The sequence below is a fragment of the Stenotrophomonas sp. TWI1183 genome (assembly GCF_039673115.1).
In the GTDB taxonomy this organism is placed as follows: domain Bacteria; phylum Pseudomonadota; class Gammaproteobacteria; order Xanthomonadales; family Xanthomonadaceae; genus Stenotrophomonas; species Stenotrophomonas maltophilia_AA.
On sequence record NZ_JBDJKZ010000001.1, the window covers coordinates 467309 to 478798 of the forward strand.

Sequence of the window (11490 nt, forward strand, 5' to 3'; positions counted from 1 at the left end):
GCCGCGCTAGGCTGCCTGGTTGCGGACCTGCACGCCGGCTGCAGCGCTCCGCCGCATGGGGTCGGCGGCCGCCAATGCCTGCAGGCGGTCGCGGCCGCGTACTTCGACATCACGCCCCTCTATATTCACCAGCCCTTCCGCCTGGAAGCGACGCAACAACCGGCTCAGGGTTTCCGGTGCGAGCCGCAGGTAGCTGGCGATATCCATCCGCGACATCGTGAGCTGCCACCGGTTCGCCGCGTAGCCCCGCGCCGCCATGCGGTCGGCCATGTCGATCAGGAACGCGGCCAACCGCTCGTCGGCCATGCTGTTGCACGCCAACTGGGTGGCGCGGGCGATGTCACGACTCATCAACCGGAACAACGTGGCCTGCAGCATCGGCATTCTCGTGGCCAGTTCCGCGATCTCGTGGAACGGCAGCCGGCACAGGCTCACGGTATCCAGCGCCACCGCATTGCAGGGGTAGCGCTCTTCATCGATGGCACTGAGGCCGAGGAAATCACCCGGCATGTGGAACCCGAGGGTCTGCTCGCGGCCTTCGCGATCCACGGCATAAGTCTTGACCGTGCCCAGGCGGATCGCCGTGAGGTACTGGAACCGATCACCTTGCCGGAACAACAGATGGCCGGCATGCACGGGCATCGTGTGCTCGACCAGCCTCTCCAACTCCTGCAGATGGGCCGCATCGGCGGATCCCGGAAAGCACCCCGGACCCAGCGGGCAGGAACAGCATGCGCAGCGCAGCGCCGACGGCGTGCCAGAGAGGATTCGCATGATCGTGGGCCTCCTGCGATGCTGCGTCACCCGGTGCGCGGGCGCGTCTGGCAGGTACTGCACCTGCCGCCTTTCCCCCTGTGACTGACACACCCCATCCGCACTGATACTGCTGCCCTTGCCGGTGGCGGATTCATACTGTTTTGAGCCGCGGCGAAGTGCAATATCCGAACGATCAGTATTTCTACTGGTTTATGCCGTCGAGCCCTCTCCGGGCGCGCGCCAGGCTGAAGCGTTCAGTCCCGCCGTCGAGGAAATCCGGCGAAGCGCTGCGCGCTTGACCCACATCAAGCTGACCGTTCCCAGGCGGTCGTAACGTGTCCCCTACCGGGCGCAGCGGGGTACGGTCCGGACGTCCTGTCCTTTCCGGAGTCGATCCCATGAAGCGTCATTCCCTTCTTGCCCCCCTTGCTCTGGTCGGCGCCCTTGGCCTCGCCGGGCTCGCCCTGGCGCAGGCGCCCACCGTCAACATCGGCGAGCGCCATGGCAATCTCCGCACCGCACAGGAACACATCGTGCAGGCCTACCAACTGATCGGCGTGGCACAGCAGGACAACAATTCGCGCCTCGGCGGCCATGCAGAGCGTGCACGCCAGCTGTTGATCCAGGCGGATCAGGAATTGCGGATGGCGGCGAATTCGGCCAACGACCGCGGCCGCCCCTGATCATCGCTGCCGGGCCGCGTGCGCTCGAGGCGACGTCCCGCCCAGCCCGGCGGCGATATCGCCTGCCACCGCGGCTTCGTCGGCGGTGCGCCCGAAATGGTCGACATAGCGGCCCTCGCGATCAAGCAGGAACACGAACGTCGAGTGATCCATCATGTACTGGCCCTGCTTGCCGTAGGGCACCTTCTGGTAATACACGTGATAGCGATCGGTGACCGTCGCGATCTGCGCAGGGCTACCGGTCAGCCCGATCACATCGGGACCGAACAGCGATACATAGGCCTTCATTTTCGACGGCGTGTCGCGTGCCGGATCGACGCTGACGAAGATCGTTTTCAGCGGCGGCCCACCGAGTGCGCGCACCCGCTGCGCAATGCGCACCAGCCGTGCGAGGTCGGTCGGGCAGACATCCGGGCAGGCCGTGAAGCCGAAGTACAGCAGCACCGGCCTGCCATGGAAACTGCGATCGGTGACTACCTTCCCGTCCTGGTCGACCAGCGTGAAACCACCGCCGATCGGGTTGGCTGGCGAGGCTGACCACGCCGGTAGCGCCAGAAGCGCGATCCCCACCCACGCCACTGTCCACAGAGTGCGCCCCATCTCAGTGCGCTCCGTTGTAGGACAGCGCCATGCCGACCAGGTTGGCCTCCTGCCCACCCACTGCCTGGCTGCCGATTGAGACCCCGATACTGAGCTGGCCGGTCACGCGATAGCCGCAGCTCACTTCGTTAAGATAGTCATGCCGGCCCGCACCGGCCGCCCACGGGCGGCGCTTGTCGGTACGTGTCGCCCCGAAGACCCAGCGCCCGTAGTCGACGGTGACCGAGGTCGTCAGATAGCGCGTGTCATTGCCGGCGATCGCATTCTCATTCTGCACATCCGCGTACTCGACCAGCGGCACGATATCGAAATAGCGGAACCGCAGCGTCGTATCCAGGTCCGCGCTGGAATCGGGTGCCCAGATGTAGCGCGCGGACACAATGCGGATCACTTCGTCATCGGCCGGCCCACTGTCGGGCTGCGCGACGCCGGTGCGGTTGCGCATGTAGCCGGCCTGCATCTCCAGGAACGGCAGCGCCGGAATCGCATCCCAGTTCACGGTGACCGCATAGGAATCGAGCTTGCCGGTGTTGGCCGGCCCGCCGTCCGAGCGCTGCGCCCGCGCACCGCTGCGCAGGAAAGGCCGGCTCAGCTCGGTGGTGTCAGCGATGTACAGGTTGAGCCCGCCTTCGATCATCCCGACTTTCTGGCCGAACCAGCGGTAGGCGTACGTGGCGCCCAGCATCCCGCCAAGGTCGTAGGCGGCGACGAAATCGTTGGTATACAGGCCGGGCGAAGCATCCATCGCACGCCCGAACGGCACCTGCAGCTTGCCGATCTGCAGCTGGGTGTGCTGGGTCAGCTTGTAGTAGTTGAGCTCGTTCACCACCAGCCCGAGATCGCCGAAAGTGCGCTTTTCACCGGCGGCGGGCGGATTGACCGGGTTGAACTCGGTGGACAGCCGCAGCTGGTCATTGGGGCTGAAGCGGATGTAGAAGCTGCTCTGGATGTCCGGATAGAAATCCGTGGTGTTGCGCGGGGAGGTCACGCCACTGCCTTCCGTGCGACTGACGTCGTACTGCATCACCGCGTTGTAATCCATGCCCAGGTTCGGGTAATAGCCCTTGTCGGCATGCGCGCCCGGGCTGGCCAGCAGGCCCAGCCCGGCAACAAGCCCGGCACACAGAGGGGATCTGCACACGATGCGCATCACGGCACCTCCGCAGGCAGCTGCACGTTGGCCGGCAGCGCGAAGTCGCGGCCGGTGTTCCTGAGATAGCTGCAGGTCTGGTTGTCGCCGTAGATGCCACCAAGCGGCGCCAGCTTGACCGCCTGCGCGTAGTCCTCCGGGCGTACCACCTGAATCACCTGCATCATTCCGCCGTCCTCGTGCTCGAGGATGTGGCAGTGGTACACGAACTTGCCCAGCATCACCGGATCACGGAACGGAATGCGCAACGTGATCGAACCGCGGGTCGGGATGAACACCGTATCGCGGTACCCACTGAACGGGACGGGCTTGTCGTTGATCGCCACCACCTGGAAATCGGTCTGGTGGATATGGAACTGATGCAGCTCCTGGGACGGGTTGTACAGGCGCCACTCCTCGACATCGCCGAGTTTGACGGTGGTGTTCACCCGGCGTGGATCGAAGCGCTCGCCATTGATCAGGAAGGCGTCGCCGTCAGTCGCCGAATCCTGGAAGGCGAACTGGCGGACATTGGCCACACGCACATTGCTCAGATCTTCCAACACCGGATATGCGCTGGTGATCGCCCGGGTGGCCACAGCTGCTCCACCGGCACGCAGGGTCGCGATGCGCGCGCCCTTGTACTGGTCACCTGCCGCACCCGTATTGCCGGCGGCCAGCTCGACCGGGTGATCGCCCGCGGACGGGCCGACCACCAGAATGCTGAAACGCGCGGACGGCCCGATCAGCAGTTCATCGGTCATCACCCGCTTGTTCACCGTATTGCCGTCGCGCGACAGGATCTGCACGTTCTGCCCGTTGATGCGGATGCGGAAGTACTGGTTGGCGGAGATGTTGAGCAGGTGCCACAGCTGGGTTTCGCCGGGCTCGATGGCGATCACTGGATCGCCCTGCCCGTTGACTGTCCGGATCGATGGCGCGCTGGTCACGATCTCGCTGGCCAGCCTGCCGGTACGGGTCTTCTGGAAATTGCGCAGGACCAGAACGCGCTCCTGGATGCCCTTCAGTTCCGGGAACGGATCGAGGATGCCGTCGACCAGGATAGGCCCGGCGATGCCCGACTCCACCTGGCGCTGCGCGCCGCCGTGGAAATGGCTGTGGTACCAGTAGGCGCCCGGGCTGTGATCGGGGGGCAGCTTGAAACGGTACAGCCCTTTCTCGTGCGGGCCAACCTCGCGGAAGATGCTGTCACCCGAGTCCAGCGGCGTGACCGTCATCCCATGGAAGTGGAGATTGGTCTTCTCGTCCATCTGGTTGTCCAGCGTGATCGCCACCGTGCCACCGGGTCGCGTGCGGATCAGCGGGGCGTCGTAGTTGCCGTTGAAGACCAGCGCGCGATATGGCTGCCCGCCCACGGATACCGCCGACATCGCCGCGCGCAGCGTGCCCGCGCTGATGCCATCGGCCCCGTAGCGGATTTCCGTGGGGGCCTGCAGCGCTGCGCCCGGGTCCGCGCTGTCCGGCGGTGCCTGCGCCATCGTCGCGCCAACCCACAGCAGCACGCCGGTCAGGGCAACGAGACAGGCATCGAGCAGCCGTCGCCGCTGCCGGCTGCGCGGGGTGATCGCTGCGGTGCGGGACAGAGCCATGGCGATACCTGCTGGAGAGAAGAAGGGAACGGCGCGTCAGGTGCCGGCGATGGCCCAGGTGATGAAACCGGTGGCAATGGTGCTGACCACCAGGCCGGTCAGGAACAGCCAGTCGGCCATCCCCTCCAGGAACTGGTTGCGCCTGCGTCGCCGCGTACGCAGCGCCCAATAGGCGCTCAGGCACGCGGCCAGGTAGATCAGCGAGTTGATGCTGAGCAGGTCATCGCCGAGGGTGTCGACCTGGCGCAGTACCGTGACCACGTGCAGCACGCCGACCACGGTCATGCACACGCCCAGCATCGCGGCCGAGGTGGTGAAGATGTGGACGCAGATGTCCTCGTCCAGGGAGGCCGCATGTGTTGGCGGCTTGTCCGCTGCAGGTGGGGGAGAGGCTGGCTCGTGCATGGGTCTCGCTCGGAGCGTTCGGACCTGCGCCGGTCACAGGCCACCCCACGGTAGCGAGCGCTGCCGCCCCGACGCATGACCTAGATCAAGCCGGGACGCCTTGCCGTGCGCGACCGGCGCATTCAGCCCCTTGACCAGGATCAAGCCGCCTTCACCGACCTGGCCGCATCGTAGGACGCGGCTCCCCGCGTGTTGCGAGCAAACATGGCCATGTGGAACGACTTCAGCCATACCTTCCTGGTGATCTTCACCAGCCTGCTCCCGGTGATCAATCCGCCGGGCGCGGCGCTGATGGTCCTCGGCATCGTGCCTGAAGCCACCACCGCCCAGCGCAGCCGGCTGGCCCGCGCGGTGGCCTTCAACAGCCTGGTGATGCTTGCCGCCTCGATCGGCATCGGGGCCTATGTACTGTCGTTCTTCGGCATCTCGATCCCGGTGCTGCGGCTGGCGGGCGGGCTGGTGATCGCGGTGACCGGGTGGCGCCTGCTGCAGGCACCCGCGCAGGGCGAGCATGGCTCGCTGGCCGGCGCCGCCCAGCAGGAGGCCCGCGACGATGCGGAGGCCTCGCTGGACTCATTGCTGTTCTATCCCTTCACCCTGCCCCTTACCGTGGGGCCGGGATCCATCGCGGTGGCCATCGCGGTTGGCACGAGCTCACCGGCACAGGGGCCGGAGGCCGTGCACATCGCAGCCGCCGCGTGCGCATTGCTTGCACTGTGCGCCTTGATCTACCTGTGCATGCGCTACGCCGGGCGACTGCAGTCACTGCTGGGTCGCACCGGCACCCAGGTGGTGCTGCGGCTGCTGGCATTCGTGATTCTGTGCATCGGCGTGCAGATCGGGTGGCTCGGTCTGTCCGAGCTGCTCGCGCAGCAGGCGGCACGGTAAGCCGCGACCCGGGGATTGCTTCAGCGCCCCTGTGCCAGGGCAATCGCCGCTTCGGCCAACGGCACCATCTTCGCGTAACCGGCCGGCGTGGGATGCACGCCATCGGCAGCCAGTTCCGGGTCGAGGCCGCCGTCTTTGTTGGTCATGGCCGTGTGGTAATCCAGATAGACCAGACCCTGCTCCTCCGCGTAAGCACGCAACACCCGATTGAGCGCCGTCACTTTGCCCGCGGGCTGCACGCCGGGTTGCCACGGGTAATCGCTGACCGGCAGCACCGAGGCCAACACGATGCGGATGTTGTGCGCCTGCGCCAGTTCCACCATCGCATGCAGGTTGTCTTCGATCATCGCCTGCGTGGTGGGCCCGGTATTGCCGGCGATATCGTTGGTGCCGGCGAGGATCACGACCAGCGCCGGCTTCAGTGCGATGACGTCCTGCTGGAAGCGCAACAGCATCTGCGCCGTGGTCTGCCCGGAAATACCCCGGTTGACGTAGGGCTTGCCCGGGAAGAAACGCTCGCTACCGGTCCGTCCCCAACCTTCGGTGATCGAGTCACCGTAGAACACCACGCGCTTCGTCCCCGGCGCGACCGGCGTCAATGCGACGTTCTCGCCGCGGTAGCGCTGCAGCTGCGGCCAGTCCAGCAGGCGCTGCTGCATCTCCGTGATCTGCGCGGGCGTCGCCTGGTCGGCAGGCACCCGATACAGCGGATGGGTCGCAGGCGATTCCTGCGCGTGCGCACTCGGATGCAGGACGCACGCGGCGAGCGTCGCGGCGAACACGGTGGAACGGATCAAGGCGGTCAAAGCGCGGCACTCCGGTGGCGGCAGGCCGACAGTCTCAGCGATCGGCGACCAGGGAAACAAGCTGCGCTGCGACGCGATCGAACGGGCCGATGTCGCGCGTGGCCCGGCTCATCGCCACCGCGCCCTCTATGCTGGCGATGATCATGGTGGCCATGCCATTGGCCTGCTCGGGCGAGCGACCACCGCGACCCAACGCTTCGGTCAGACGGGCTTCCCAGCGCGCGAACACCTCGGCCGCGGCCCGCCGTGCATCGTCGGGTGCATCGTCGATCGGCTCTTCGACCGCCGCCGCAAGGACCGGGCAGCCGACATGGAACGCCGAGCGGATCAGGCGCTCGCGCCACGCCGCCAGGAACAAGGACAGCCCGTCGGGGGCCGCTCCCTGCAGGCAGGTATCGAGCAGCGCATCCACCTTGGTGCCCGCCAATGTCGTGGCTTCGGCCAGGACCTGCTGCTTGCCGCCGGGAAAGTGGTGGTAGGTGGAGCCGAACGGCGCCTGCGCGCGCTTGGCGACCTCACGGACGCTGGAGGCATTGAGTCCGTAGGTGGCCAGCATTTCCGCGGCCGCCGCCACGACGCGCTGCGGCGCATCGGAATGACGTGCACTCATGAGCCGGACTCCTTGCTAAGACGAGTGTCATAGATTAGCGTATTTCCATTATGACACCTGTTATAGATGAGCGCCCCTGCCCATGAATCTCTGGTTCCGCCTCCTGTTCCTGCTGCTGTCCTCGCCCTTCCGCCCGAAGCTGAGCGCGCCGTTCGCGGTGTCGCGCCTGAACTTCCGGGTGCTGCCCAACGACATCGACAGCAACCTGCACATGACCAACGGCCGCTATTGGACGATCTTCGACCTGGGCCGGCTCGATCTCGTGTTCCGCATGGGCCTGGGCCGGGTGGCATGGCGCTCGAAGTGGGCCCCGATCGTCAGTGGCGGCAGCATCCAGTTCCGGCGCGAGCTCAAGCCGTTCCAGCGCTTCGTGTTGGAAACGCGGCTGGCCGGTTGGGTCGGCACGCGCATCATCATGGAGCAGCGGGTGCTGATCGGCGAGGAGGAAAAGGTCGCCACGCGGGCCCTGCTGATCACCGGCATCTACGACCGCCGGCATCGCCGGTTCGTCTCCACCGATCAGATGATGGAGGCCATCGGTGCGCCGGTGGTGCCCTCGCCTGAGCTGAGCAAGGCGGCGCAGGCGCTGCTTGCCGCGGAACTGGCGATGAAAGAGGACTGAGGCGGCGCAGCCCGACCGGGCATCCCAGCGGTCACGCTGCGCGCCACGGCAGGATTTCCGCCTTCGTCATCAGTTCGTTTGGACAGCTTGTGCCCCCGTCAGAAAACGCCCTGCACCAGCAGCTTTCCATCGTCGGTAGGTGCAAGCACCAGACCGTAAGTCTCGTTCCCGCGGCCGTATCCTGCCGAGCAGATCGCATCCCAGCCCTGCCCGCAATCCACCTCGGGATGCGCGGCGAAGACGGGGTCGCCGTCGTTGTCGGGCGCAGATGCAACCCAGCCGGCCTTGATGAGCGCGACCTTCGCCTGCGCGTAGGGCATGCCGACAGTGATGCCGATCTCCGTCCAGGCCGCGGGCAGCGACGGTGCATCAGCGGCATGCGCGTGGCCGGCCAACAGCAGCAGCAACAATGACAGGAACATCGATTTCATCAGCATCACATCACGGTATGGGCTGCACAGGATAAAACGCGGGAAGGTCTGCGGGCACGGATCGCACATGCCAACTCAGAACCCATCCAGCGTCCGCAGCAGTGAGCCGAAGGTCAAATAGAACGAGTCGTGCCCCCCCTGCGCGCGCCCATACCCCAGGAACACCGGCCCCAGGAACGTATCGGCACCGACGAACACGCTGCCCGCCGTCTGCATGCCATCGATGTTGACGTCCTCGCGGCGCTGCCAGAATCCGCCCCACTCCACGCTGCCGCCGACGTACAGCGGAATCGTCAGCAGGGAGTCGGCATGCGCGACGCGGCGGTAATACACCACCCGTGCCAGCGCGGTCTGCGGCGCGAAGATGGCCTCCTCTGGATAGCCGGACAGATTGCCCAGCCCGCCCAGGAAGCCGTAGGTGGCCAGCAGATCATCGCCACCGTGTGCCGAGGTGGCGCGCACCCCGCCCAGCCAGCGGTTGTGGCCCTGCGCCCACGCGCCATCCCACTGCACCCGGGTGACCGCCGCCGAGTTGTCGGTGCCCAGTGCATCGAGATAGTGCTGCCGCGTGAGCGACAGGCGCTGGCCGCGGCTGGGGAAGGCCGAGCTGTCGATCGAATCGTGGCGCAGCTGCCAGCCGACGCTGCCCATGTCCGCGCGGTAATTGCCCAGCTCGGTCGGGTTGCCGACGTCCAGGCGCAGGCGCTCACGGCCGCGCTCGCCGAACAGCGCGATTTCCCAATCCGGATGTGGCGAATACGCCCAGCGTAGCCCGCCCAGCCACTGGCTGTAACGGAACTCGGCGAGTGCGCCCCCGCGCATCAGCGCCAGGTCCAGATCAGTGGCGCGGTACTTGGCATACGTGGACAGCGCATGCCGACCACTGCTGCCGAACGGCCGGTAGTATTCGGCGAACGCCTCTTCCACTTCGCCCAGCCCGACGCGCAGTTTGAGCTCGGCGCCCTGCTCGCTGAGGCCGGTGCGGGTCAGCTCGGTGATGAGCTGGTAGTTGCTGCTGCCATCGAAATCATCGGACAGGCGCAGGGCGAAATGCAGGAAATCCGGGCCCCAGCGTTTGTCCTGCGGTGCGAGCTCCAGGCCCTGCTGCCCGTCGCGCTCCTCCAGCCGCCACTGCACCTGCTGGTAGCGGCCTTCGCCGTACGCAGTGGCCACCTTCTGCTCGACGCGGTCCGGTTCCAGCGGCTGGCCCACTTCGGGCTGCAGGCGCTGCTCGATGTAGCGCGCAGTGCGGGTCCTGTCGTGCAGCACATCGATGAAGGCCACGATCGGCGTCTCGTAGGCCGGCGGGCGATGCTGACGCTGGAACGCGGCGTAGCGGGTGTCGTCCACCTGGAAGCGCCGGACGGAGGCCACCTCGGCCTGCGCGGCCTGCTCACCGACGCCGACCGCCTGCGGCGAGCGGTTGAAATCCTGGCTGCCCATGTCGCCCAGCGGCGGTGTGATCAGCAGATCCTGCGGCCCCAGCGTGGCCAGCTGCGCGAGTACTTCGCGCTGCATCAGCACGCTGGCCATCTGGTGGCTGATCGCCAGCGGCGAATCCAGCTGCGCCTCGGTCATCAGCGGCGAGCCCACCCGCGAGACGATCAGCCGCTGCGCGCCCAGCCGGCGCGCTTCATCGATCGGCACGTTGTCGACCACGCCGCCATCGACCAGCAGATGGTCCTCATAGCGGACCGGCGCGAACACGCCCGGCACCGACATGCTGGCGCGGATGGCCAAGGCCAGGTCGCCCTGCGCGAACACGACTTTCTCGCCGCTGACGATATCGGTAGCGATGGCCCGGAACGGAATCGGCAGCTGGTCGAAGTCGCGCACCTGCCAGGTCGGCAGCAACAGGCGGCGCAGCAGCATCTCCAGCTTCTGGCCCTGGATCAGGCCCTGCGGGAACGCGATCTTGCCGTTGCTCAGGCCGACTTCGACGCCGCCCAGCAGGCGCAGGTCATCTTCCTTGCGGCGCATGCTGCGCTCATCGCGCGGCGGTTTGTCGCGCAGCACCTCGGCCCAGTCGATCCTGTCCAGCACCGCCTCGATCTCATCGGCGGTGTAGCCGGAGGCATACAGGCCCCCGACCACCGCGCCCATCGAGGTGCCGACGATGCAGTCGATCGGCACGCGCTCGCGCTCCAGCACTTTGAGCACACCGATGTGGGCCGCGCCGCGGGCACCGCCACCGCCGAGGACCAGGCAGGTGCGGGGGCGGTCGGGATCCTGCGGCACGGGATCAACGGACGCGGGAGCGGTCTGCGCAGCCGCCAACAGCGGGGCGCACGCCAGCGCCGCCAGGACAAACAGCCAGCGGCTGCCAGCACGCCGCGTGGGCCTGTCGGTGGTTTGTGTTTGTGTCTGCCGCATTCGATCCTTCGCTCCCCTACCCGTCATCCCCTTGAAGCGCACTTTGCCTGCCGGGCCCGACGAGGTCCACCCATCAGGCCTGGGCCCTGCATCTCAACTGCCGCTGGGAAGAAAGCCCACGAGCGCCACGGCCAGACAGACGAGGCCGCCAGCCAGCGGCAGACAGGTGGCCCACACCGGCGCCCCTTGGCCAACCGCGAAAGCGACAAACGCCTCCCGTATGTTCCGGCCGGTCAGAAACGGAATGACGATCAGCGCCAGCAGGGGAAACAGCGAGGCGAGCCCGAAGCCGAGGAACGCGGGCCGGTGATCATTGCTGGCAAATCCGCCCAGCGGGTACAGGGCCAGGCCCCCCAGTAATCCCGCGAAGAACAGGGTGTTGGCGACCCGGATCGTGGTGCGGTGACGGCGCCGCAGCGCGGCCCGGGACCAGCCACGGTAGTGCGTCTGCAATCCCCTCGCCCAAGACGCCACCAACCCCGTTGCGATGATGCCGCCGACGACACCGCTGAACGCCGGTCCCCAAGCTGGTATCTCCATGCTTACGTCCCTGTGCCTTTCCGGCAGTGTAAGGCCG

At 66.8% G+C, this 11490-nt stretch carries 13 protein-coding genes; 3 read left to right on the forward strand and 10 right to left on the reverse strand.

Annotated elements, in window-relative coordinates; all coding sequences use genetic code 11:
- Positions 1 to 6: 6 nt before the first annotated feature.
- On the reverse strand, positions 7 to 642 hold the full coding sequence (locus ABE434_RS02210; protein WP_346477650.1) for a cyclic nucleotide-binding domain-containing protein: 636 nt from the start codon (positions 640 to 642) through the stop codon (positions 7 to 9).
- A 512-nt stretch (positions 643 to 1154) separates the two neighbouring features.
- On the opposite strand from ABE434_RS02210, the gene ABE434_RS02215 reads away from it, so the two are divergent.
- Complete coding sequence (locus ABE434_RS02215; protein WP_346477651.1) at positions 1155 to 1439, forward strand: hypothetical protein; 285 nt, start codon at positions 1155 to 1157, stop codon at positions 1437 to 1439.
- Here ABE434_RS02215 and ABE434_RS02220 read toward each other — a convergent pair whose 3' ends face one another.
- From ABE434_RS02220 to ABE434_RS02235, 4 genes are read right to left on the reverse strand one after another with little or no spacing between them, the layout of a single operon-like run.
- On the reverse strand, positions 1440 to 2039 hold the full coding sequence (locus ABE434_RS02220) for an SCO family protein (protein WP_346477652.1): 600 nt from the start codon (positions 2037 to 2039) through the stop codon (positions 1440 to 1442).
- Between the two features lies 1 nt (position 2040).
- Positions 2041 to 3189: a hypothetical protein gene (locus ABE434_RS02225; protein WP_346477653.1), complete on the reverse strand. Its 1149-nt coding sequence runs from the start codon at positions 3187 to 3189 to the stop codon at positions 2041 to 2043.
- Positions 3189 to 4778, reverse strand: a complete 1590-nt coding sequence (locus ABE434_RS02230; protein ID WP_346477654.1) for a multicopper oxidase domain-containing protein — start codon at positions 4776 to 4778, stop codon at positions 3189 to 3191. The genes ABE434_RS02225 and ABE434_RS02230 overlap by 1 nt, the downstream gene beginning before the upstream one ends.
- 36 nt (positions 4779 to 4814) lie before the next feature.
- A complete protein-coding gene (locus tag ABE434_RS02235; RefSeq protein WP_346477655.1) occupies positions 4815 to 5183 on the reverse strand; it encodes a hypothetical protein in 369 nt (122 codons plus the stop codon).
- A gap of 204 nt (positions 5184 to 5387) precedes the next feature.
- Between ABE434_RS02235 and ABE434_RS02240 the strand changes: the two genes are divergently transcribed.
- Positions 5388 to 6071 (forward strand): MarC family protein, encoded by a 684-nt coding sequence (locus tag ABE434_RS02240; protein WP_346477656.1) that lies wholly within the window; start codon positions 5388 to 5390, stop codon positions 6069 to 6071.
- 20 nt (positions 6072 to 6091) lie between these two features.
- On the opposite strand, the gene ABE434_RS02245 is transcribed toward ABE434_RS02240, so the two are convergent.
- Entirely contained in the window at positions 6092 to 6778 is a 687-nt protein-coding gene (locus tag ABE434_RS02245) for an SGNH/GDSL hydrolase family protein (RefSeq protein WP_346477698.1), read from the reverse strand.
- A 133-nt stretch (positions 6779 to 6911) separates the two neighbouring features.
- Positions 6912 to 7487 (reverse strand): TetR/AcrR family transcriptional regulator, encoded by a 576-nt coding sequence (locus ABE434_RS02250; protein ID WP_346477657.1) that lies wholly within the window; start codon positions 7485 to 7487, stop codon positions 6912 to 6914.
- 82 nt (positions 7488 to 7569) lie between these two features.
- On the opposite strand from ABE434_RS02250, the gene ABE434_RS02255 reads away from it, so the two are divergent.
- A complete protein-coding gene (locus tag ABE434_RS02255; RefSeq protein WP_346477658.1) occupies positions 7570 to 8109 on the forward strand; it encodes a thioesterase family protein in 540 nt (179 codons plus the stop codon).
- Positions 8110 to 8207: 98 nt separating this feature from the next.
- On the opposite strand, the gene ABE434_RS02260 is transcribed toward ABE434_RS02255, so the two are convergent.
- The 3 genes from ABE434_RS02260 to ABE434_RS02270 all read right to left on the reverse strand — a co-directional run bounded on the left by ABE434_RS02260 (position 8208) and on the right by ABE434_RS02270 (position 11453).
- Positions 8208 to 8609 (reverse strand): hypothetical protein, encoded by a 402-nt coding sequence (locus tag ABE434_RS02260; protein WP_346477659.1) that lies wholly within the window; start codon positions 8607 to 8609, stop codon positions 8208 to 8210.
- A 6-nt stretch (positions 8610 to 8615) separates the two neighbouring features.
- Positions 8616 to 10778, reverse strand: coding sequence for a patatin-like phospholipase family protein (locus ABE434_RS02265; protein WP_346477660.1), 2163 nt, complete (start codon positions 10776 to 10778; stop codon positions 8616 to 8618).
- A gap of 228 nt (positions 10779 to 11006) precedes the next feature.
- The gene (locus ABE434_RS02270; protein WP_346477661.1) at positions 11007 to 11453 is read right to left on the reverse strand and encodes a hypothetical protein; all 447 of its coding nucleotides are present in this window, start codon (positions 11451 to 11453) and stop codon (positions 11007 to 11009) included.
- Positions 11454 to 11490: the final 37 nt, after the last annotated feature.